Genomic DNA, 21,213 nt, shown 5'->3' with positions numbered 1-21,213 from the left:
GTATAATAACTTCATTTATAATCATTCGTGAATTTGCTATACTATTTTGTATGGACAAAAGGGGAGGCTCTTTTAAATGAGAAAAGTCGCATGTGCAAATACTTATATTAATAAAATAAAGCCCGTTATTAGAAAGACGAGTTTTAGCCAATTGAAAATAGATGAAATTGCGAAATATATGGATATTAGTAAAGCTACTTTATATAAACGTTTTTCTTCGAAAGATGAAATTATTGAGGCGGTAGTAGAGGATTTTATGAATTATCTACTCGAAGGTGATGCGGACAATCAAGATGAAAGCATGTCTTTTGCAGAACGTTTCCAAAAGACGTTTATCCACTCTTTAAAATGTGTGACATATATTTCGGATGTTTTTTTGCAAGATTTGAAAGAAGCATATCCGCATTTGTCAGATCAATTAGTCGCTGCACAACAAAATCGTAATCATAATTTGCAAATGTTTTTTGAAGCGGGTATGGAACAAGGTTATTTTAATAAAATGAATGCACAATTATTTATGGTACAAGATGATGTGATGTTACGACGTATTATAGATCATTCTTTTTGTATTCAGTACGATATTACTTTAAAGAAAGCGATACTTGATTTTTATCAATTAAAGAAGTATCAACTTTTTAAACCAGAGTATATAGAAGCAATTGATGATTCTGAAATTGAAAAAGAAGTTATTGCTATTTTGCAAATGATTTCGTAAAAAAGCAGATCTCCCTTAGTAGAGGGAAATCTGCTTTTTTAGTACATATTATTTTTGCAACTGTTTTAATACTAATTCGGCTACTGAACCACCTGAAGCTGGGTTTTGACCAGTGATAACACGATTATCTTCTAGAGCAAAAGCTTCCCAAGGCTGTGCAGCTTTTTCGTAAAGTCCTCCATTTTTAATGAGTTCATCTTCTGTTAAAAATGGAACGAATTGATCTAATTCAGCTAATTTTTCTTCTTCATTTGAAAAGCCTGTTACCTTCTTACCGCTAATTAAACGATCCCCATTACTTAATGTAATATGAAATAAACCAGCTGCTCCATGACAAACGGAAGAAACAATACCGCCGTTTTCATAAATATTGCGGCTAATATTTTGAAGTTCTTTATTTTCTGGGAAGTCCCAAATAACCCCGTGACCACCTGCGTAATAAATAACAGCGTAGTCTTCTGGATTCACTTCACTTGGTTTCATTGTAGAACCGAGGCGATTCATAAACTCTTTCTTTTGGTACCATTCCCAATCGATGCTCTCCGCCATTGCTAAACTATGTGGATCAATTGGTGTATAACCGCCTTGTGGACTGACGTAATCAACTTCGTAACCCGCTTCTTCTACTTTTTTTACGAAATGTACAGCTTCACCGAGCCAAAGTCCGGTAGCCCTATTTAAATTTGGGTATTTTTCTACGCTTGTTAATACAACTAACATTTTTTTCTTCATCATAATCCTCCTATAATGTCTCTTCTATATAAAAGTTCTGTATTCGTTTCATTTTATTAAGTTAAAAAATGCAAATTTGAATAATCATGCCAGTCCTCCTTATATCAGCTTCGAAATTAGTGTATAATAACTTTTGAACAAAGTAAACTAAAAAGACTAAATTAGTTTACTTTGTATGTTTTTCGTTGACAAACTGTAATGCTGAAACTATGATAGTTCCATGAATATCGAACAATATACGTGTTTCGTTTCGAATTCAATTTATACATTTAATGAAGTTGTTTAGTGGTGATACAACATTTAAATAACTTCATTTTTTTATCTATAGTTTGACAGTTTTAAAATTGCAATCAGGAGAGTGTTACACATGGGGAAAGATATAAGTAACCATTCGAAATGGTTTGTTTTTACATTATGTTTTATTGTTTTGTTAGGGCCGATGAACGCTGTGTTATTTAATGTAGCGCTAGAGGATATTGCTAATGATTTATCAATTAGTCAATCGAAAGTAAGTTGGGTTGTAGTAGGGTATTCTTTAGTCGTCGGTATCGGTTCGATGATATATGGAAAACTGGCTGATCGTTACAGTGTAAAAAGGCTATTAATTATTTCTATTATCATATTTGTAGCTGGTTCTATTGTTGGGTTTGTGAATCAATCTTATGAGATTATCATTTTCGCAAGGTTAGTGCAGGCGAGCGGAGGAGCAGCGTTTATTGCGCTTAGTATGATTGCGGTGGCTAAATTAGTTGCTCCAGCTAAAAAACCGGGTGCGTTAGCAATGATTAGTTCTTCTATTGCATTAGCGGTTGGTATTGGACCTTTAGTTGGTGGGGCAATTACAAATACGTTAGGGTGGCCGTATTTATTTTTATTTATGGTTATTTCAATGGTTGGTATTTTCTTGCTCGTAAAATTTATGCCAGAAGAGGTGCAACATACCGATGAAGTGTTCCACTTTGATTTCATTGGAGCATTTTTATTATTTGTATTGATTACGACCGTTTTATTAGGAGTGAATATTAATAGTTGGCTTTTTGTGTTATCTGTTGCTTTCCTATTTTTATTCAAGGCTCATATGAAGAGAGCAGAGTCGCCGTTTATTGATATTGAGTTGTTTACAAATAAACCATTCCTGCGTTTAATAGCGGTCGGATTTATCATTAATGTGGCGTTATGTGCTAGTTTATTATTATTACCATTACTGTTAGGAAGAGGGCACGGATTGTCTCCGTTCGTTATTGGAATTGTATTGTTTCTTGCATCTCTCTTTGGTATTGTATCTAGTTTTATTACCGGAAAGATTATTCCTGCGTTTGGGAATGTGAGGATGATGTATGTAGCGTCTGTAGTTATGATCATTGGCTTTTTAATTTTAGGGATTATTCCAGACGGGAACTTACTCTTTATTTTATTTGCGGTTATTTTAACATTTATGAGTTATTCGGCAATTCAAGTATCATTAAACACATTTATTCCGAAAACATTAAATCCAGCTAAAGTTGGAGTCGGCCTTGGTTTATATAATTTAATTAACTTTTTCGGTATGGCATTCGGACCAGCTGTAGCAAGCAAAATTATGGAATCTACAAATAGTTATCGATTGAATTTTATTTTGATCGTCATTTTAATTTCTGTTCATTTCGTCTTATTAATGGGAATGTCTTCTTTTCAAAAAAAGATGGATCAATGAATATGCACTTTATATAGAAGAAACCGACTTTCTTATAGAAGGTCGGTTATTTTTCTATCTTGCAAATTATGAAAAAAAGGAGCAAAATAAAAAAGGTCCTAGTCTATACATGGGCAAATGAAAATTTTCATACAGAAGCATTTGAAGTGAGCGAACTTAAAGTGTGTAAAATATAATGATAAACATAAAAGATGATGAATGAGAAAACGGGTGATGAAGTTGAATAGAGCAATCGGTGTTATCGATTCAGGAGTTGGCGGTTTAACAGTAGCGAAGGAATTAATTCGTCAGTTGCCGAAAGAGCGTATCATATATTTAGGAGATACAGCACGTTGTCCTTATGGTCCACGTTCTCGAGAAGAAGTACGTCAATTTACGTGGGAAATGACGGAGCATTTACTAGATTTAAATATTAAAATGTTAGTTATTGCGTGTAATACAGCAACTGCAGTTGTATTAGAAGAGATGCAAAAACAATTACCAATTCCAGTAGTAGGAGTTATTCACCCAGGATCACGTACAGCTTTAAAAGTGACAAACACGTATCACGTTGGGATTATTGGAACGATTGGAACGGTGAAAAGTGGTGCATACGAAGAGGCGTTAAAGTCTATTAATAACCGTGTTATGGTAGAAAGTTTAGCTTGTCCACCTTTCGTTGAACTTGTAGAGAGTGGGAATTTCGAAAGTGAAATGGCGTATGAAGTTGTAAGAGAAACGCTGCAACCACTGAAAAGTACCGATATTGATACACTTATATTAGGGTGTACACACTATCCGATTTTAGGACCTGTTATTAAAAAAGTAATGGGAAATAAAGTACAACTAATTAGTTCTGGTGATGAAACAGCACGTGAAGTAAGTACAATCTTATATCATAGTAAAATGTTAAATGAAGGAGAAGAACAAAGCGATCATCTCTTCTTAACAACAGGAAAAATAGGCTTGTTTAAAGAAATTGCATCAAAATGGTTCGGTCAACCGATTGAAAATGTGAAGCATATTCATTTAGAAAAAGAATAATAGTAGAATTCATATAAGTGAGCTCCTGAGAAATCAGGAGTTTTTTGTTTTATCTTGCTATTTGCTGGGCAGTTAGACCCTCCACTGATTAAAGTTTCACTTTATAAGAGGCACAGCTTGTTCTAAAATGTGAAACGGCTCGTATACATAATAGTACAAACTTAGATTTTAGGGGGGAATGGCATGCCTAAATCCACTTTTAAATGGGTTGTTGGTGCTACTGTGAGCGCTGTTTTACTAACAGGGTGTGGCTTTATAAATCAGGAGAAAGCAACTGAACAAATTGATCCGCCAAAACAAGTTACGTATACAGAGGGTGGGAAGAAAGAAGTAGCTAAAAAAGATAAGCAAGGGCAAATGGTAAATAGAGAACTATACCTTGTTGATAAAAATGGTTATGTTGTACCACAAACGTTAGCTATACCTACTCCGAAAGCAAATGAGACTGTGAAGCAAACGTTAGAATACCTTGTGAAAGATGGACCGGTAACGAATTTATTACCGAATGGGTTTCGTGCAGTCATTCCGGCGAATACAACGATGACTTTAGATTTGAAAAAGGACGGGACGGCAGTTATTGATTTCTCTAAAGAAATGAAAAACTATGCGAAAGAAGAAGAGCGTCAAATCATTGAATCTATAGCGTGGACGTTGACGCAATTTACAGAGATAAAACAAGTGCAGTTCCAAATAAATGGTGAGAAATTGGCGAAGATGCCGGTTGCTGGTACACCGCTTGGTGAAGGAGTGAGCCGTGCAAATGGTATTAACTTCGATGATGAACAAGTAGCAGATGTAACAAATACAAAACCAGTCACACTGTATTTTATGGCGCAAAATAATAATAAACAGCAATACTACGTACCAGTCACACGCCGCGTTGCGGAAGGTAAAGAAAATGACTATGCAGCAATTATAGATGAACTTGTAAAAGGTCCGATCCATCAATCGCTCCTGAATGATTTTAATCCAGGCGTTAAGCTTATTACGAATCCGAAATTACAAGACGGAAATCTTACATTAAACTTTAATGAAAATATATTTGTAAACCCAGATAAAAATATGATCTCAAATTACGTATTGAAGTCGTTAGTTTTATCTTTAACAGAAAAGAAAGGTGTGAAAAATATTTCTATTGAAGTGAATGGAAAAGCAAATCTTATAGATGAAAAGGGAGGAAAGTTAATAAAACCTGTAGATCGTCCAGAAAACGTGAATACAGGTAGTTTTTAATCTTGAATAATTTGATATACTTAAGTAAGAAAGGAGAATTGCTTTTTGGGTTCTCCTTCTTTTATTGTATACATATCATACATTTAAATTTGGCTATACTAACGAGTAGTAATTAAGAGGAGGTTATTTTTATGCGAGTAGATGGTAGAGAGAAAACAGAATTACGCCATATACATATTCATACGAATTATTTAAAACATCCAGAGGGATCTGTATTAATTGAAGTTGGGGATACAAAGGTGATTTGCTCAGCGACAATTGAAGAGCGTGTCCCGCCGTTTATGCGTGGAGAAGGAAAGGGCTGGGTAACAGCTGAATATGCGATGATTCCACGTGCGACAGAACAACGTACAATTAGGGAGTCAAGTAAAGGGAAAGTAACAGGACGTACAATGGAAATTCAACGTCTAATTGGACGAGCATTACGTGCGGTAGTTGATTTAGAAGCGCTTGGCGAGAGAACAGTTTGGATTGACTGTGATGTTATCCAAGCAGATGGTGGAACGAGAACAGCGTCTATTACAGGTGCATATGTAGCGATGGTATTAGCTTTCGAGAAATTATTACAAGCAGAAAAAGTATCTAAAATTCCAGTAAAAGATTATTTAGCAGCAACGTCAGTAGGAATTGTTGAAGAGCAAGGTGTTGTTTTAGATTTAAACTATGCAGAAGATTCTAAAGCAGACGTTGATATGAACGTAATTATGACTGGAAAAGGCCAATTTGTTGAAGTGCAAGGAACTGGAGAAGAAGCGACGTTTAGTAGAGCGCAGTTAAATGAACTACTTGATGCTGCGGAAAAAGGCGTTTTCCAACTGATTGATATACAAAAAGAAGCTTTAGGTGACATCGTATCTCATATAGAGTAGAGGTGGAAAGTATGAAACAAGTTGTTGTAGCGACAAAAAATATGGGAAAAGTACGTGAGTTTGCTGAGTTATTTGAGCGATTTGATTTAGAAGTGAAATCATTACACGATTTTCCTCATATTGAAGAAGTCGAAGAAACTGGTGAAACATTTGAAGAAAATGCAATCTTAAAAGCGGATAGTTTGAGTAGACAGTTGAATTCTATCGTAATTGCGGATGATTCGGGTCTTATTGTAGATGCTTTAAATGGAAAACCAGGAGTGTATTCAGCGCGTTTTGCTGGTGAACCGAAAAATGACCAAGCAAATATCGATAAAGTGTTACAAGAATTAAATGGCGTTGACTTTGAAAAGCGTAAAGCTCGTTTCTATTGTGCATTAGCAGTTGCTTTCCCTGAAGGTGATAAAAAGCCTGTCATTGTAAATGGGACATGTGAAGGGTTTATCTTAGAACAACGCCGCGGAGAAAATGGCTTTGGATACGATCCGATTTTTTATGTGGAAGAATACAAAAAAGCAATGGCGGAATTAAGTTCAGATGAAAAAAATGCTATTAGCCATCGTGGCCGTGCTCTTCGTAAGTTAGAAGAAAAAATCCCGGAATGGTTTTTAGGAGAATAAGGGAGAGAGAATGATGAAAGCTTTAATCGTAAGCGATAGTCATAGCTCTGTGAAGGAATTACAGCAGTTGAAAGAGAAATATGAAGGGAAAGTAGATATCATGATTCATTGCGGTGATTCAGAGCTAACGCCTGCTCATGAAGAACTGCAAGGTTTCCATGTTGTAAAAGGAAACTGTGATTATGCTAACTTTCAAGATGAAATTGTAACTGATGTAGATGGAATTCGCTTCTTAGTAGTGCATGGACATCGCCATAATGTGAAAATGACATTACAAACGCTAGCGTACCATGCTGAAGAAGTGGGAGCGCAAGTTGCATGCTTCGGACATTCTCACGTATTAGGTGCGGAATTAATCGAGGGCGTTTTATTTATTAATCCAGGCAGTATTTTATTACCACGTCAGCGTGTAGAAAAGACATTTGCTTTATTAGAAATGGATGAAAATCAAATGGAAGTTCGTTTTGAAACGTTAGACGGACAACTAGTTGAACAAGCAGTTTTTAAAAGAGGATAAGAAAATTTATCCTCTTTTAAAAAAGGTGTTGACTTTATGTGTGGTTATACATATAATAAATATTGTCGATAGGGCAACGGCGCTAACGAAGAAAAGAAAATAACATATGCGGGTGTAGTTTAGTGGTAAAACAAGAGCCTTCCAAGCTCTGGTCGAGAGTTCGATTCTCTTCACCCGCTCCATGTCCCAGTAGCTCAGCCGGATAGAGCATACGCCTTCTAAGCGTACGGTCGGGAGTTCGAATCTCTCCTGGGACGCTAACAAAACCTTTTGCGGTGACGTCAAAGTCCGCAATATATAAGCTCTCTAATTCGTAAGTTGAATCGTACAATGTGCGGTCGCTAACGAGTTAGGGGGCTTATTTTTTTATGTCTAAAAGACGTGATTCTTTAACGATTAGTGAGGATTTATCGAATGTTTTTGGCGATAGATTGAAAAGCGATCAGCGAAAGAAAGAGACCGCAGAAAATTGTTATACGTTCAATTTAACAATCGACAAAGCGCTCGAGATAATTGTGCGTCAAATGAAAGCGACAGGCTTACGTGAGCGCACGATAAACGATTATTACATACACGTTAGTCATTTTGCGAAAATAACAGACACGCACTATATAGAAGAGTTGAACGTTAATCATATTTACGAGTGGTTGTCGTCTATGAATGTTAGTAATCAAACGAAATTAACCCGTTTGAAGTGTCTAAAGGCATTTCTAGGACGTTGTCATGATAACGGGTGGATTGATATTAACTTTTGGCGCAATGTGAAGATAAAGGTGGATACACCTGTTAAAGAAGGTGCGACAGACCGTGAAATTAATATCTTGTTATCGGTACTCGATTTAACACGATTCTTAGATTTACGAGATGCTACCGCTATCTTACTTATGTATCAGACGGGAATACGTGTCGGCACATTGGCGCAACTAGAACATAAGCACGTCGATTTAGATGCAAAAGTATTAAATGTCGATGGTGGAATTATTAAGAATCATGAATCGATATATCTACCGTTTGATGATGTTCTGGCGCGGTTAATAAGCGTTCTTATGAAACAAAACGAAATTATTCGAAGAGAATATAACGTAAAAAATGATTATCTCTTTATTACGAAGAGCGGTGGAAGTGTTTTAACTAGTCCGACGAATAACATTATATCAAAACGAATGACTAAACATGCGAAGGAATACGGGCTTAAAAATATTAATCCGCACGCCATACGTAGAGGTTTTGCGAAGAATCTCTTAAAGAAAGGCGCAAATGTCGCGCTGATATCAAAGGCGCTAGGGCATAGTGATATATCCGTTACAACGCGTTATCTGCATTTAGATAAAAATGAAGTGGCGGAAAGTCTACGAAATTTCTTGTAAATAAAAAGTCCCCGACGGCAATCGGAGACTCAAAACATACACAAATCAAACTAAATAACGGACAAGCCGTATCAGTTCGACCATCTACTTTGCATTTTATCGAAAAAATTCGGAAATTGCAAGGCGTCTTTAGTAATGTCTTTTTTAGGTACTGATGCGGTAAGTCACGACGTGGAAGCCGTACCAAGTCGATAACTTAAAAACGTAAAAGGGTAGCTAGACCACTGCATCCACTAGCGCTATACAAACCAACGCATATCATTCCCCGTGCGTCGTATAGGTCTAGCTGATTGCGGGCATTGTACGGCAAGGGTGGAAATACGTTGTTACTACGGTAACAGGGTGTATCGAAAGATTTACGCACTACGGGACGTTTTGTAGTGTAGAAAGTCGATATGTGTGAAAGCACAAGGACGGGGAATGCGTTACTGAAAACCTCACACAACGAGCCGACGCTAGTTGTTAACGCCTTACCTCTATTCGCATTGACGATTATTTTTATCTCTGCGAAATAGGGGTTCAAACTGCGCCCAGCTTCCTACAACTTCCTCACCTCTGCTAGTCGATGCGTCACCATTCGTCAATAGCATAAATTCGATATTGAACGCCACTAGCGGAAGTGAGGTGAATATCGGAGGGTACAGGTGCTATACGAGGTGGAAGACTTACGTATGGAAAGCAGACTTACTATAAGACGATACGCAAATAAAGGCGAAGACATAAAAGAAACATTAAATAGAATAGCGATACTAGCTAAAGAAGAAGTGGAAGATTATTACACTGGAATATGCGATAATAAGTATGTAGAAAAAATTGAAGCGCACTACATACCGTTAATAGAGCGCCTAGCCAACGATAACTGGCATAAGATGAATAACGAAGTACACTTTATAGACGATTGTTTCCGTAGAATAAGATATGCGACTAGAACGTTTGATATAAATAAGGGCGATTTCGATAAGAGGGTTAAGTGTTTTATTTATCAGGCTTTACGTAAATATTGCGGAGAAAGAGGAAAAAGAAGAACGGTACTAACACTTATAAGTGATATAAACGTACTTGAAACGCTAGAGGTTTGTGCAGAAAATGCGGAAGAGAAAGCGATCTGCAATATAATGACTACCCGAGATACTTGCGCAAAGCTATATGAAAACATATGCAAGAAGAAAATAGATTTTATTGTACTAGATACTATGATACATACGGCAGAGAATTACAATAGGGTTACAGAAGCCGAAATCTCTAGAGTATTATCGAAAAAGACGGGGCAATCATTTGATTCCGCTAGAAGTACGGTGAGAGGATTTAAGCAGAGAATCCGAAAAAGAAATATTAGAAAGGAAGATAGGGCGTGAAGGATAGAAAGAAAGAGAAAAATACAAGGGTGAATCTGTTAATAGTTGCATTTGTATTGCTGGTTGTTACAAAGATAATCGGAAACGTCATTATAGGTGGGGTAGCAGTATTGTTTGCGATGGCTGTAGTCGCATCGGTTATTACTGCGAGAATAGGGGGCTTTATGCGGAAGAAGAAAGAAGAAGAGGACATATAAAGATTTGGAAAAGATGGAGGAATTATGCTATGAGGAACAAGCGTAAAGAGAGATATTTAATTATATTCGCATTTTTATTTATGTGCGCAGCGAAGGCATTCGGAAACCTATATGTAGCAGCATTCGGTGTTGTATTTGGATTATCGGTAGGTTTGGCATGTGTTACTGAGATGGTTGGCGATTTTATACGCAGGAGGAAAGGAGAAGGAGACGCCTGATGAATTGATTTAATAAAGATTGTGGTGAATACATAAAGGGTAATATCGAAGTATGTTACGTATGGGAATTTGAGTGTCCTTTTTGAAATATGCTATTAATATATAACAAATTAACATAGGTTGATTGATATGCATTAAAATACACGGGGGAATTACTATGAAGCCATTGAAGAAAGTAGTTTTATTAGGTGTGGCGACAATGTCAATCTTTAGTGCTTGCTCTACGAAAGAAAAAGCGGATTATGAGCCATATAAGAAACAAGAATCTGTTGAAACTGCGCAAGGAGAAGAGGAAACATCCAATCCGTCTAAGGTCGAGAGGATTGAAGATGAACCTACGAAGGATGAGAAACCGCAACAAGTGGAGGAATTCACGAAGGAAGATGCGGAGATTAACGACAGACGTCCATATTATAAAGATGCAAATAACGACGCGCCAACCGTATCACTAGAACAGTATGACGGCATCAAGGTCGGAATGTCTGCGAATAAAGTCAAGGAGATAGCGGGAACGCCTAGATTCATCGAGAAATATAAGTCGTTCTCTATCTACGGATATTTAGGGCGTGGTGGAGAAGGCACGATGACTATAACGTTTAATCCTGATGGTAGTGTAACGAAGAAAGAGCAAGATGGTCTTAGAAATACTCAAGTTAATGAAAATAGTTCAACTGGTAATGGTGACCGTAATTCTAAACCTGCTACGAAATCTAGTACTAAAATTCCGAACGATTACTGCGGACATGGGCACGATGAAACGAAGGAACCAGAGCATGACTGCGATAAGATTATTGATGAAGAGGCACACCGAAGACATCTAGAGCAACAGGAAAGAGAATATGAAGAACAGCAACGTAAGGAAGCGAAAAAATACCAAGATGAAATGACTGAAGAGGATAAGGCGAGAATCTTACGTCAAGAAAAACGTTGGAATACGCCTAGCGGTGGTATTGGTGCTACTTGGCAAGATGAATTAAAAGAAATAGAAGAGAAGGAAGCGCAAGAGAATGCACAACAATAGCACATTACAACGGGCGGTGGGAACTGATTTTTTGTGACTGGCGGAATAAAAGGGGGATGTATAATGGACGTAATTTCAAAATGGACTAATCATCATATGAGCATTAGGGGAAGAAAAAATTTGGTTTCCTCTGATGAAATGTGGAGTGAAAAGTTTATAGATTTACAAAATAATAAAGGTAATTTAGAAATTGTTAAATCAAATACTTTGCTATTCAGGGTTCATAATGGTGGGAATGATGAGCCAGATTATGATGATTATGATGATCGGGGAGAAAATCAAAACGAGGAGTATGCGTATAATTATAATAACTGGCTAGATGAGAATAATGTTGAGCGTATTCGTTTTGATAATCATTGGGTATCATTTACAAAAAGTGTAGATGTTATTGGTTCAAATTATTTTGGTGAAAATGGACGCAGAGGATTTGTTATAGTGATTTCTTCTGATAAGGCAATTGATATTTCTTCTTTGAGAACTAGAGGATTCGATGAGCAAGAAGTTGTTGCTCCAATGGATAGAAAAACACTAAGAGAAATATTGAATTTCAAAGACTTCATAAAGAAGTATGGTACTGGAAATTCTGATTATGAAAAAAGCGAAAAATACCAAGACGAAATAAAGGAAATGGAGATTCAGAAATAAAATAACGTAGCCGACGCAAAAGAACGCATAATAGCAAAGGCAAAGGCATTTGCGTCGGTATATGTGTAGCGAGAGTATTGCGCATGTGCAACGCCAGTTGTTGTTAAGTTGTTGTTAAGTTGTTGTTAATTGAGCGTTTTGTATTGAAATGTTGCTTAGAGCAACGTTATAATAGGAATATGGATGCATTGGCAGTGCATTGTAAAAGCAGAGGCTAAAGCAAAAGTATTGCAAACGCAAACGTAAAAAGCAGACGCTTAAATGTATACAAAAGCCAGAGCGTTTTATAATATGCAGAATATTTACTGGCATTTAAGGAATACTATATAAAGAAAAAAGTCTCTCAAGTGCTACCAACACTGAAAGACTTTAGATAAAAATATTACTTCTTTCCTTTGCTCATGTTAATCATTCCCATAACGACCATGAGTAAGGAACAAACCGCAGTAACGGTGATAGCATCCATGTATGTATTCACCACCTTACGAAGCTTGTCGTACTACCAATACGACGGGCTTTTTTCGTATATTCGTATTATAACCCAACTTGGTTATAGATTCCAAAAGTTATTTTCTATACAAAAAACTAAATCTTTATTTTGAAACTAATAGGAACAAGCCTAAAGTAATCATGAACTACTATGCTTTGAGGTATGCGAAACTGTATAATAATTTCCTAACACTTCTAAGCGAAGCGGTACGCATTAATTTGCGCCCACTTCGTTTTTTGTTTTATTGTTTAGTAATGTATCTCGCCATTCTTTCTATAAATTACCAATAATTAGGCGGTGTGCACAAACTGCTTTTTACTTTCTCATTTTTTCTTTTCTTGTCAAAATATCTTGTTTATAAAATAATTTATCGCGAGTTGTCTCTTTAATCGGTGTTATTTTCCCCTCTTTTACCAATTTGTTTAAATACTGTCTAGAACACCCGAGAATATCTAATGCTTCCGATGAATTTAAAATTTCATCTTGTATAAATTTTGTTAGTTGTTCTTTTGTTTCAAATTTAAACATTCTTCTTCTCCTTTATATACAGGATAATTATATTAACCAACATTAAAAATACAGCTATTCCAGTAAAAATAATGTAGGTATAGCTCCCCGTATCTAGATTGTTATAATCAAGGGTTGTTAAAACAAAAATTAAAAATATAGCAACAGGGACATTTGTCCAGATGAATTTTTTCATAATTAGTATGAATGTGTTATAACCTTAGGTATAGGAGAGGCTTCTCTCTCCCTGTGGTTACTTGGAGTCGTCTTCTTGGTGGGAGCGACTCTTTTCTCTTTAACCTTGTAGTATATGTATCTACACTGTTTTCACTTAGTGATGATAACTGACTCAAGGCTACTATTACAGCACCTAAGACTATCCACAAATTCATGCTTTCACCTCCATTTCCTTATAACCTTATTATACAATATAGTTGATATGAGGCAATTGATTCGTATGCTTTTTCCTTAAGTTGATTAAAAACGCAAGTAGCAAAAATCTATTTCTCTTAAAAGACTACTAAATAACTGATAAAAGGGTGCTAGGTTGATTAGTCTATTTACTATTTTCCACCTTTCCCGCATTTGTTTCGTACCTCTGTTTATTTATATTTCATACTGTATAAATCGAATGTTAATATTAATGTAAACTCGTGTAATATTTTCGGTGAAACGGCGAATGGGCTAACCACATTAGCGTCTTTTTTATGACTTCGTATATGTATAATTTTTTATATGATAAGCACTGCAAATACGTATGTTAATCGTTGGGATATCGTACACTAATCGACTGTACACTAGCTGATAATATAGCGCATGATATAATGTCTTATCCATGTTAGCCTGTAGCGTTAATTCTTCGTTAATATCCGCAGTATTAACGTCTGTCTTCGTCTTCTTATCGATATTTAACTGTTGTATATGAACATATTTGCTATCACGTAATAACATACGTACTTGTAGCGTTGCCTGTTTCGGATATGATCGCCGATTTTATATGCAAAAGGGCATGAGTAATTGTTAAAGTTTTAATATAGAAGTGGAAAGACATTGGTTTGCAAGTGGTAGAGTAGAGGTATAGTGCGTCTATTAAAAAGAGGGAGCGCTGTACACAACGCCCTCGGTATTAATCTTAATTAATAGTGTTGTATCAATACTTAATTACTAAGAGCGATTCGGGCTATATCACCAATTCGTATAACTCTATCGCCTTTTCTTCTCCCTGTAATCTCATTTTCATCTATCTTAATTTTTTTTACTGTTGTCCTTGTTTCTGTAGTTCCTGTAATTCCGCTAAGTCCAGACATACTATGAGAAAGTGCCTTCTGAAGAGGGGAAGGGACATGTACGTCTTTAGTTTCTATTTTTTTGCAAACTGCAAATTCTGAATACACTTCAGTTACCTCTAGTGTATCTTTAATGAAGTCGAGTGTCCCGAGCACCTTACCTTCATTAAATGGGTCAACTATTTCATCTCCTTCCAAAAATATTTCAATACTATCTCCTATTGAAATACCATCTCTTAGCCCACTATTTATTACAAGGCTATATTCATCAATAATCTTAATCACTTTGAATGTTATATAACTGTTCATCAAAATCCCTCTTTTCCTTATTTATTATCTCGTTTGTTTTGCTTTTTACTTGTGTTGCAATAGTTCTTACTTCTTGATGTTGCTGCCCTCTGTATGTATTTTTTACATACGCATCAAATTCAGTGATTAATACACCTAACTCGGGTAAGTCATGATGTATAAATAACTTTCTTTTATGTACAAAATTATTATACTTATCAATTGACTCATCGGAATCCCTTTTTTCGTCTTTTAGTTGAGTGAGTTCAGTATTTACAGAAGTTGAACTTTTTTGAACTTTAGTTAGTTTTATGTGCAAATATATTATTATTCCCAGTAAATAAACAGTGGAGAATATGAATGTTAAGAGCAACTTTGTAGTAATGCTCCATGAAGGATTAATGAAGCCTAGAACTCCAGCAAACGCAGGTAGTATAGTGAAAATAAAAGTTAAGAACTGCTTCAATTCATTTCACCTCCTTTAATTATAAGTTTAATAGTTCACTGGCTTTCCTCATTTAAGATTATTATACATTTTTTCTTAGTATTATAATAACTGCATATGCTTGCTTTTTCCAAGTGAAATTGATTATTTGTATCCGAATGTAGTGAAATGAATTTATCTGTAGTGAAACGTAGGATTATCCATTGATTTGGCCTCAATATGAATCGTATAAGTGTAGTCAAATGTAGCGTGGTGAATCAGAATGTAAACTATGTGATAATTTAACGGTAAGTAATCGAAACCCTTGCGAGAGTGAGCGTCAGACGCATATAAATGAGCGTGCATTTGTTTGCATTTGTTTGCGATTCGGGAATTATCCGAAGGTATATGTGCATGAATTACGGTAGGTTAACGATTGAATTTTGCTTATATATCTGCTGAAAGGGTAGGAAGAGCGCCGACTTCGGAACTCAGGGGGGGGGAGAAATCAGCGCATAATAAAAAGACACCGACCTATTCTGCCGATGCTTCTTGCTGGTCACGTTGCTTTCTAGCGAATCGTTGTAGCGTACTCATGCTAATACCCGTTGCTTCCGATAGCTGGCGGAATGAGTAGCCCATTTTCTCTTTCATACGCATAGCTTCGACTAGTTTTTTATCTGAATGCGACTTCGGGCGACCTTCCTTGTAATTTGGATTCTGTCTAGCTACTATTTTACCTTCCTGCGTTCTTTCTAAGATTAGGTTACGCTCCATTTCTGCGACTGCTAATAACGTTTGTAAAAAGAAACGCCCCATTGTCGTATCTTCTAGTAGTCCTACGTTGAGAACGTGAACCCTTATACCTCTCTTGAATAGCGCTTCAATTATCTCGATACCTTCCTTTGTATTACGTGCAAGGCGATCTAGCTTTGTTACTGTCAGTGTATCTCCTTCGCTTAATATTGCGAGTACTTTCGATAGTTCGGGGCGGTCTGTCGTCGTTCCCGTGAACTTTTCCGAATAAATGACCGCGCACCCTTCTGCTTTTAACGTTTGTAATTGTGATTCTAAATCTTGAGTTACCGTTGAGACACGAGCGTATCCATATTTCATAATTAATCCGTCCTTTCTGCGTCACTATTTTTGACATAAAGTTATGACACAACAAGATGATGCTATATTACTACACTTTAAAATCTATGTCAAATCTCGAGAGTTATGACATAAGTATAATGACATATGACATTGCATCTATTGACCAAGCCCTTATTACATACTCGAATACCCCGCTATGTGTTTCGTATTACCAAGCGCTGACACCACATCACCAACAGCCCGCACTATATTACCAACAGGCGTATGCCTATCCTCGCATACCCGACGTACCACACCACAATACCACGGCGCTCACATGATCGCTCGTACACGTTCAATCAATATAAAAATTCGAAGTAGCTAACGGCTCTTATTCGGCTTGACTGACGCCTTTAACGCAATAGGCTACGTACACGTACTATATAGTACAGCGTATAACTACATCATGCCGTGGCTTGCCGTGCTCACGATGAGCATATGAACGTTGTGCGTGATTGATTCGATTGTCTTTGCGATTCAATTCAAAATAATAATGAAAAGATTGCGAAGTTATTTTGATTGCTTTCTTCTTCGTTGTCTTCTTCTTCGATTGTCTTTGCGATTGTAATTCGAATCGAATTCGTAAATGATTTCGTCTCTCTTTCTTCTTCGAATTAAGTTTCGATTGTGATTGCGATTCGAATTAAGTTTCGAACTTCTTTGCGTTTGCTTTTGTGATTCGAATTCGTTTCTTTTTGAGTCTCAAAACTTTTGCGAAGTCTTTGAAGCACTTCTTTGACTCGCTGACGAACGATAAGGACGACGTGACCAAACACTCGCCCATCACTCGAAAACTCGCTACCCTCCAAGCCACCCCCTTGATACCCCTGAAGCAAGCCCCTACAAATAGCGCACACCATTTTTGAACCGAGGGGTTAAACGCAATCATCTAGTGAAGCCCTTGCCATTCCGTCACGATGCCCACTAAATCGCAATGTAGTCCGCCCTTATGGACGTATATGAGTACGTCAATAGATACGTAGGGACAGCGTTTATATAAGTGAATAGAAAAAAGATTATATCGAATTAACCTTTTTCGTGGGTGTGATGCCCCTATGTAATTGTAAAACGACGCACCCCACTACGGCGTCAATTACAAACACTGGTCGGGCGATCTTCCCTAGCGCCCAGCCCCCTTTCTATTCTACTAGTAATGCGTGGCGATCTTTTTAATAAAGTACTTACGTTATTACTATTATTGCGTTAGCTTTAGCTACGCTCTTACGAAGTAAGACAGATATATAACTCTCGTTATATATATAATCTCATTCGTATAAATATCGTTAATAGATAAATCTTGTATCCGTGCAAATATGGGTAAATTTACGACTGAATTCAAACGAATTTCACGTAATCCCATACGCAAATAAGTGTAATCCCATACGCAAATATAGGAATACATAAAATACCAATTGTAACGGGAGGAATCAACATGAAGTCAATCATAACTAAGTTAATCAATGGCGACACTATCGAAGATATCAGCGAAGAAATTCAATTCACAAAGGAACAACTAGAAGAGCCAGCGAGCGAAATCACGAAGCGATACAAAAAGCAAGGGCTAGGGCAACACGTCTTTGATAAGTCGAAGGACGCACCGAAAAAGACGACGGAAAACGCCCACGAATTCGACGAGAGGGGAAAGCACCCACGTACATTCGTCAAGATGCCCCACTATTTGCGTTATTACTCGTATATGGTGGATTACGGCGTAAAGGACTCGGCAATACTTATGTATCAATTAATCATAGATTTCTATAATGCGAGCGAAGGTAAGTCGTACCCATCTCAATATGTTCTCGCCTTACAGTCGGGAAAGAGCATACGTAACGTAGTAGGAACGCTAAAAGCGTTAAAAGACGTGGGACTAATCGAAGTAAGGCGCACAAGTATCGGAAGTAGTAACGAATATAGACCGCTCACACCATTACCGCCCGAAGAACTATTTACACGCTACCCGCAAGCGCTAAAGCGGTTAATAAAGAATCACGCAATGATTACAGAAAAGCGTGAACGTGATTTTAAAAGGCGAGAAGAAAAGAAAAAAGAAAGCAAGTGGGAATAATTCAAGGGCGATCCGTGAGCGAAAATATAAAACTACTATTAAAGAAAGGATGATGCGCAATGTGCTACGGATACATAGATATTCCGAAGTCAGAGTATCGCTATCTTGATTTATCCGAGTCGAAGAAAGCGGAAATGAAAGCACGTAAGGGTCGTCGTCGACGGCGTAGGAAGACAAGAAGCACCGCCGAGAATTCGAGCGAGGGTGTGACTATCATCGAAGGTAATAACGTGGTGAAGGTCGATGCGAAGACAAATGAACCGAAAGGGAAGCCGAAGACAATCCTTAGACAACAAGCGGAGCATTCTTTGCATAGAAAGCCGAAAAAAGTTCCGATAATTATCGAATGGAATGGCGGGAAAACGTTAGAAGACGATGAGCAAGCGCTTATAAAGCGACTAAACTAACTAAGGGAGAGAATGAGAAATGAAGGAATTAGAACTAGTAATGAATAAGGGAGCAGTAGCGGGAAGAATTGACGAATTAATCGAATCAAAGGCGCAACGTGACGAATTGGCGGGACGTATCGGCGTACTAGAAAAGGTCAAAGGATTATTACTACTTCCTAACACGGAATTTGCGTTGAGTAGACAGGTTGCGGAATTCTATGAAGTACCATACGAAGCAATAAACACGATTGTAAAAAGATACCGTGAAGAATTAGTGAGTGACGGAATGCAATATATGACATTCCCACAAATCCGAGAATTAGTAACAGTCCAAAATGAACCGTTACATAAAATGGGGGTTTCGTATCGTGGATGCAATATGTTTAATAGACGTTCAATTCTACGAATCGGAATGCTACTGAAACATAGCGAGGTTGCGAAGGAAGTCCGCACCCAGTTGCTAAACATCGAAGAGAAGGCGGGCGAAGATGTCAAAGTAGCCGAAATCAATAACGAACTAGAGTTACAAATGGAATTAGCTGGCGCACTTATGAGCGGTGACGTACAAGGCGTTGCCCTAGTTAATGCGAAAATCATCGAATACAAAAACCGCCATATTGCGGAAGTCGAAGCGAAGCTGAACGAAGTCAAGGAAGAAAGAGATTCACTAGGCGAAAAGGTGACGGAATTCATTGAATCCGACGAAGTATATTCGTTTGGTGATGTCGCAGTGGGAATCGATGGAATGTCTGCACAAGCATTGCGCAAATTCCTACAAGAACATGGCGTACTGGGTCATAAGTCGAGAGGTGACGTATATCGACCAATCGGAAAGTACAGGGATATGGGTTGGTTCAGTATACAAACGAGAGTGGCAAAGTGGTCAGGAGTTCCGTTCACTAACACGTACATTACGACGAAGGGGCGCATGGAAATCGCTGAATTCTATAAGAAGATGCAAGCGAAGGAGATGATTGCGTAATAATTTCAATTACCGTACTGGTAGTATGCAAATTATATACCGTCAGCCCCCGATATATAACGTAGGAGATTACGAGCGGATACGATAGATGATTACATATGGCGGGCTTCCCTTACAGTCCGTCTCCTCCCTTTTATTTATCCGCTAAGTATGGGAAACACAAAAACTCAGTATATGATTAACAATGCCAGGAGGTACAGGAAATGGGAGCAAAAGACATCAAAGCACTTCGGCAACTCATGGGGTTGCCACAACATGAATTCGCAAGGCTTATCGGCGTAGCGGAATTAACGGTCAACAAGTGGGAGCGAGGACACGTACAGCCGAAACGAGAAAGTATTCAGCGAATTGAGTCGTTAGTAGGTACGAAAAACCTACAGGTTATACAATCGACACTCATTCATAATATGCCGTTACTAGAGGTGGCGGAAGATATTCAGAAACGCATTCAGGCGAAGAAGCGTGAGAGTTAAAATGCCAACAAGAACAAAACGGATCGCCCGCAGCCATTTCATAAAATGGTGCAAAAAGGCATTCGATTCATTAAAGGTATAAACCAAACTAAACTAATTAAGGGGATGTATTAATATGACAAACACTAAATCAATCAATGAGTTAATCCGAGAAGCAATAGAAATCAAAAGTACTGTACCTAGTTTCGTAGTCGAAATGGTAAAAGGTCAGGGCGGACTATACGAAACATTAGGAAAAGTAGGTTCAGATATGAATCTAACGCCCCAAGGTCAGGGAGCGAAGAAAATACGAGTGAAAAAAGTCGCTGAATATGCGCTAATGGCTGAAATGAAAGAACGCCGTGAGAAGTATAATGCGTTACTAGACGAAGCTGAAAAGCAAGTACGAGCGAAGTTAACACCGCAATTCGAAGACCTAGAAGAAGGCGACCGTATTTTGTATGATGCGGAAATCAATGACCTAAAAACGAAGTTGTTACTATCAGCAAACGAAAACCTATCAATGAAATACCTAGAGAAAATGGTAAATCTAGCGAGCAAGAACGGAAAGACGGCGTTAGAATTGCAAGGATATCTAACTGGGCAACTGGCGGAAATGGTCGGCAAGAGTCAGAATCTAACATATATCCGCCCGCAACTACTAACGATGTCTAAGAAACTAACACAGGCATCACAGGTCGACGATTTCGACGGCATCAAGGCGCAACTAAACGATATTAGTCAAATGCGAGAAGTTCCATTCGCAGTAGGTCAAACGCAATCGTTTATCACAGATAATATCGGACACGTTGCAGGTCGATACGTAAATAATCCTACGAAGTATTTCGAAGACCATGCGGAAACGGTTGAATTAGTAGAGGAAAAGATTAAGAATCATCAACGATTCGGTCACGACTTATTCAGAGAGTAAGAGGAACGGGGGCTTCGTGCCCTCGCATATCTCGTAAATTATAAATATATCGGAGGT

At 37.6% G+C, this 21,213-nt stretch carries 25 protein-coding genes and 2 tRNA genes; 20 read left to right on the top strand and 7 right to left on the bottom strand.

What is annotated here, in order from left to right; genetic code table 11:
• The first annotated feature begins 76 nt into the window (after positions 1–76).
• Positions 77–715 (top strand): TetR/AcrR family transcriptional regulator, encoded by a 639-nt coding sequence (locus AC3EMB_RS22120; RefSeq protein WP_029443378.1) that lies wholly within the window; start codon positions 77–79, stop codon positions 713–715.
• A gap of 48 nt (positions 716–763) precedes the next feature.
• On the opposite strand, the gene AC3EMB_RS22115 is transcribed toward AC3EMB_RS22120, so the two are convergent.
• On the bottom strand, positions 764–1,447 hold the full coding sequence (locus AC3EMB_RS22115; protein ID WP_071729569.1) for a type 1 glutamine amidotransferase domain-containing protein: 684 nt from the start codon (positions 1,445–1,447) through the stop codon (positions 764–766).
• A gap of 367 nt (positions 1,448–1,814) precedes the next feature.
• On the opposite strand from AC3EMB_RS22115, the gene AC3EMB_RS22110 reads away from it, so the two are divergent.
• The 14 genes from AC3EMB_RS22110 (at position 1,815) to AC3EMB_RS22045 (ending at position 12,205) form a co-directional block, all read left to right on the top strand.
• Positions 1,815–3,140 (top strand): MFS transporter, encoded by a 1,326-nt coding sequence (locus AC3EMB_RS22110; protein WP_053563596.1) that lies wholly within the window; start codon positions 1,815–1,817, stop codon positions 3,138–3,140.
• A gap of 213 nt (positions 3,141–3,353) precedes the next feature.
• Positions 3,354–4,163, top strand: a complete 810-nt coding sequence (gene racE, locus AC3EMB_RS22105) for a glutamate racemase (RefSeq protein WP_016512279.1) — start codon at positions 3,354–3,356, stop codon at positions 4,161–4,163.
• A 183-nt stretch (positions 4,164–4,346) separates the two neighbouring features.
• Positions 4,347–5,396 carry a spore germination protein GerM gene (gene gerM, locus AC3EMB_RS22100; protein WP_001126743.1) on the top strand — a complete coding sequence of 350 codons (1,050 nt, stop codon included), beginning with the start codon at positions 4,347–4,349 and terminating at the stop codon, positions 5,394–5,396.
• A gap of 131 nt (positions 5,397–5,527) precedes the next feature.
• On the top strand, positions 5,528–6,265 hold the full coding sequence (rph, locus tag AC3EMB_RS22095; RefSeq protein WP_366985805.1) for a ribonuclease PH: 738 nt from the start codon (positions 5,528–5,530) through the stop codon (positions 6,263–6,265).
• A gap of 11 nt (positions 6,266–6,276) precedes the next feature.
• Positions 6,277–6,885, top strand: a complete 609-nt coding sequence (locus tag AC3EMB_RS22090; RefSeq protein WP_000815949.1) for an XTP/dITP diphosphatase — start codon at positions 6,277–6,279, stop codon at positions 6,883–6,885.
• A gap of 13 nt (positions 6,886–6,898) precedes the next feature.
• Positions 6,899–7,402, top strand: a complete 504-nt coding sequence (locus AC3EMB_RS22085) for a metallophosphoesterase (RefSeq protein WP_000645488.1) — start codon at positions 6,899–6,901, stop codon at positions 7,400–7,402.
• A 108-nt stretch (positions 7,403–7,510) separates the two neighbouring features.
• Positions 7,511–7,584, top strand: a tRNA-Gly gene (locus AC3EMB_RS22080).
• Between the two features lies 1 nt (position 7,585).
• A tRNA-Arg gene (locus AC3EMB_RS22075) sits at positions 7,586–7,659 on the top strand.
• A gap of 111 nt (positions 7,660–7,770) precedes the next feature.
• Complete coding sequence (locus AC3EMB_RS22070) at positions 7,771–8,769, top strand: tyrosine-type recombinase/integrase (RefSeq protein ID WP_098405580.1); 999 nt, start codon at positions 7,771–7,773, stop codon at positions 8,767–8,769.
• A 671-nt stretch (positions 8,770–9,440) separates the two neighbouring features.
• Complete coding sequence (locus tag AC3EMB_RS22065; protein WP_488517784.1) at positions 9,441–10,124, top strand: hypothetical protein; 684 nt, start codon at positions 9,441–9,443, stop codon at positions 10,122–10,124.
• Positions 10,121–10,321 carry a hypothetical protein gene (locus AC3EMB_RS22060; RefSeq protein ID WP_488517275.1) on the top strand — a complete coding sequence of 67 codons (201 nt, stop codon included), beginning with the start codon at positions 10,121–10,123 and terminating at the stop codon, positions 10,319–10,321. The genes AC3EMB_RS22065 and AC3EMB_RS22060 overlap by 4 nt, the downstream gene beginning before the upstream one ends.
• Before the next feature lie 29 nt (positions 10,322–10,350).
• On the top strand, positions 10,351–10,539 hold the full coding sequence (locus AC3EMB_RS22055) for a hypothetical protein (RefSeq protein ID WP_001244915.1): 189 nt from the start codon (positions 10,351–10,353) through the stop codon (positions 10,537–10,539).
• A gap of 157 nt (positions 10,540–10,696) precedes the next feature.
• Positions 10,697–11,560, top strand: coding sequence for a hypothetical protein (locus tag AC3EMB_RS22050; RefSeq protein ID WP_173601233.1), 864 nt, complete (start codon positions 10,697–10,699; stop codon positions 11,558–11,560).
• A gap of 63 nt (positions 11,561–11,623) precedes the next feature.
• Positions 11,624–12,205: a hypothetical protein gene (locus AC3EMB_RS22045; protein ID WP_000382612.1), complete on the top strand. Its 582-nt coding sequence runs from the start codon at positions 11,624–11,626 to the stop codon at positions 12,203–12,205.
• An 805-nt stretch (positions 12,206–13,010) separates the two neighbouring features.
• Here the strand turns inward: AC3EMB_RS22045 and AC3EMB_RS22040 are convergent.
• The 6 genes from AC3EMB_RS22040 to AC3EMB_RS22015 form a co-directional block, all read right to left on the bottom strand.
• The gene (locus AC3EMB_RS22040; RefSeq protein WP_000472089.1) at positions 13,011–13,223 is read right to left on the bottom strand and encodes a helix-turn-helix transcriptional regulator; all 213 of its coding nucleotides are present in this window, start codon (positions 13,221–13,223) and stop codon (positions 13,011–13,013) included.
• Positions 13,224–13,907: 684 nt separating this feature from the next.
• Entirely contained in the window at positions 13,908–14,153 is a 246-nt protein-coding gene (locus tag AC3EMB_RS22035) for a hypothetical protein (RefSeq protein ID WP_488517274.1), read from the bottom strand.
• Between the two features lie 206 nt (positions 14,154–14,359).
• Positions 14,360–14,797, bottom strand: a complete 438-nt coding sequence (locus AC3EMB_RS22030; protein WP_488517273.1) for a hypothetical protein — start codon at positions 14,795–14,797, stop codon at positions 14,360–14,362.
• Positions 14,766–15,242, bottom strand: coding sequence for a hypothetical protein (locus AC3EMB_RS22025; RefSeq protein ID WP_098070577.1), 477 nt, complete (start codon positions 15,240–15,242; stop codon positions 14,766–14,768). The genes AC3EMB_RS22030 and AC3EMB_RS22025 overlap by 32 nt, the downstream gene beginning before the upstream one ends.
• 492 nt (positions 15,243–15,734) lie before the next feature.
• Positions 15,735–16,316, bottom strand: a complete 582-nt coding sequence (locus AC3EMB_RS22020) for a recombinase family protein (protein ID WP_000873666.1) — start codon at positions 16,314–16,316, stop codon at positions 15,735–15,737.
• 635 nt (positions 16,317–16,951) lie between these two features.
• A complete protein-coding gene (locus AC3EMB_RS22015) occupies positions 16,952–17,146 on the bottom strand; it encodes a hypothetical protein (protein WP_488517272.1) in 195 nt (64 codons plus the stop codon).
• A 623-nt stretch (positions 17,147–17,769) separates the two neighbouring features.
• Here AC3EMB_RS22015 and AC3EMB_RS22010 point away from each other — a divergent pair.
• The 5 genes from AC3EMB_RS22010 (at position 17,770) to AC3EMB_RS21990 (ending at position 21,156) form a co-directional block, all read left to right on the top strand.
• Positions 17,770–18,402, top strand: coding sequence for a hypothetical protein (locus tag AC3EMB_RS22010; protein ID WP_044584843.1), 633 nt, complete (start codon positions 17,770–17,772; stop codon positions 18,400–18,402).
• 230 nt (positions 18,403–18,632) lie between these two features.
• Positions 18,633–18,809 carry a hypothetical protein gene (locus AC3EMB_RS22005; RefSeq protein ID WP_488517271.1) on the top strand — a complete coding sequence of 59 codons (177 nt, stop codon included), beginning with the start codon at positions 18,633–18,635 and terminating at the stop codon, positions 18,807–18,809.
• A 19-nt stretch (positions 18,810–18,828) separates the two neighbouring features.
• The gene (locus tag AC3EMB_RS22000; RefSeq protein ID WP_488517270.1) at positions 18,829–19,773 is read left to right on the top strand and encodes a phage antirepressor KilAC domain-containing protein; all 945 of its coding nucleotides are present in this window, start codon (positions 18,829–18,831) and stop codon (positions 19,771–19,773) included.
• A gap of 203 nt (positions 19,774–19,976) precedes the next feature.
• Entirely contained in the window at positions 19,977–20,246 is a 270-nt protein-coding gene (locus AC3EMB_RS21995) for a helix-turn-helix domain-containing protein (RefSeq protein WP_044584840.1), read from the top strand.
• Between the two features lie 115 nt (positions 20,247–20,361).
• Entirely contained in the window at positions 20,362–21,156 is a 795-nt protein-coding gene (locus AC3EMB_RS21990; protein ID WP_488517269.1) for a hypothetical protein, read from the top strand.
• Positions 21,157–21,213 lie beyond the last annotated feature (57 nt).

The sequence above is a fragment of the Bacillus sp. LQ16 genome (assembly GCF_057784645.1).
This window is presented reverse-complemented; position numbering and strand designations above follow the sequence as displayed.

Excerpts from the sequence above, each read along its gene's own strand:
- AC3EMB_RS22030 (WP_488517273.1), bottom strand. The coding sequence starts at position 14,797 with ATGAACAGTTATATAACATTCAAAGTGATTAAGATTATTGATGAATAT.
- AC3EMB_RS21990 (WP_488517269.1), top strand. The coding sequence starts at position 20,362 with ATGACAAACACTAAATCAATCAATGAGTTAATCCGAGAAGCAATAGAA.
- AC3EMB_RS22010 (WP_044584843.1), top strand. The coding sequence starts at position 17,770 with ATGAAGTCAATCATAACTAAGTTAATCAATGGCGACACTATCGAAGAT.
- AC3EMB_RS22065 (WP_488517784.1), top strand. The coding sequence starts at position 9,441 with ATGGAAAGCAGACTTACTATAAGACGATACGCAAATAAAGGCGAAGAC.
- AC3EMB_RS22040 (WP_000472089.1), bottom strand. The coding sequence starts at position 13,223 with ATGTTTAAATTTGAAACAAAAGAACAACTAACAAAATTTATACAAGAT.
- rph (WP_366985805.1), top strand. The coding sequence starts at position 5,528 with ATGCGAGTAGATGGTAGAGAGAAAACAGAATTACGCCATATACATATT.
- AC3EMB_RS22110 (WP_053563596.1), top strand. The coding sequence starts at position 1,815 with ATGGGGAAAGATATAAGTAACCATTCGAAATGGTTTGTTTTTACATTA.
- AC3EMB_RS22020 (WP_000873666.1), bottom strand. The coding sequence starts at position 16,316 with ATGAAATATGGATACGCTCGTGTCTCAACGGTAACTCAAGATTTAGAA.
- AC3EMB_RS22045 (WP_000382612.1), top strand. The coding sequence starts at position 11,624 with ATGGACGTAATTTCAAAATGGACTAATCATCATATGAGCATTAGGGGA.
- AC3EMB_RS22055 (WP_001244915.1), top strand. The coding sequence starts at position 10,351 with ATGAGGAACAAGCGTAAAGAGAGATATTTAATTATATTCGCATTTTTA.
- AC3EMB_RS22085 (WP_000645488.1), top strand. The coding sequence starts at position 6,899 with ATGAAAGCTTTAATCGTAAGCGATAGTCATAGCTCTGTGAAGGAATTA.
- AC3EMB_RS22035 (WP_488517274.1), bottom strand. The coding sequence starts at position 14,153 with ATGTTATTACGTGATAGCAAATATGTTCATATACAACAGTTAAATATC.
- gerM (WP_001126743.1), top strand. The coding sequence starts at position 4,347 with ATGCCTAAATCCACTTTTAAATGGGTTGTTGGTGCTACTGTGAGCGCT.
- AC3EMB_RS22070 (WP_098405580.1), top strand. The coding sequence starts at position 7,771 with ATGTCTAAAAGACGTGATTCTTTAACGATTAGTGAGGATTTATCGAAT.
- AC3EMB_RS22115 (WP_071729569.1), bottom strand. The coding sequence starts at position 1,447 with ATGAAGAAAAAAATGTTAGTTGTATTAACAAGCGTAGAAAAATACCCA.
- racE (WP_016512279.1), top strand. The coding sequence starts at position 3,354 with ATGAAGTTGAATAGAGCAATCGGTGTTATCGATTCAGGAGTTGGCGGT.
- AC3EMB_RS22120 (WP_029443378.1), top strand. The coding sequence starts at position 77 with ATGAGAAAAGTCGCATGTGCAAATACTTATATTAATAAAATAAAGCCC.
- AC3EMB_RS22050 (WP_173601233.1), top strand. The coding sequence starts at position 10,697 with ATGAAGCCATTGAAGAAAGTAGTTTTATTAGGTGTGGCGACAATGTCA.
- AC3EMB_RS22000 (WP_488517270.1), top strand. The coding sequence starts at position 18,829 with ATGAAGGAATTAGAACTAGTAATGAATAAGGGAGCAGTAGCGGGAAGA.
- AC3EMB_RS22090 (WP_000815949.1), top strand. The coding sequence starts at position 6,277 with ATGAAACAAGTTGTTGTAGCGACAAAAAATATGGGAAAAGTACGTGAG.
- AC3EMB_RS21995 (WP_044584840.1), top strand. The coding sequence starts at position 19,977 with ATGGGAGCAAAAGACATCAAAGCACTTCGGCAACTCATGGGGTTGCCA.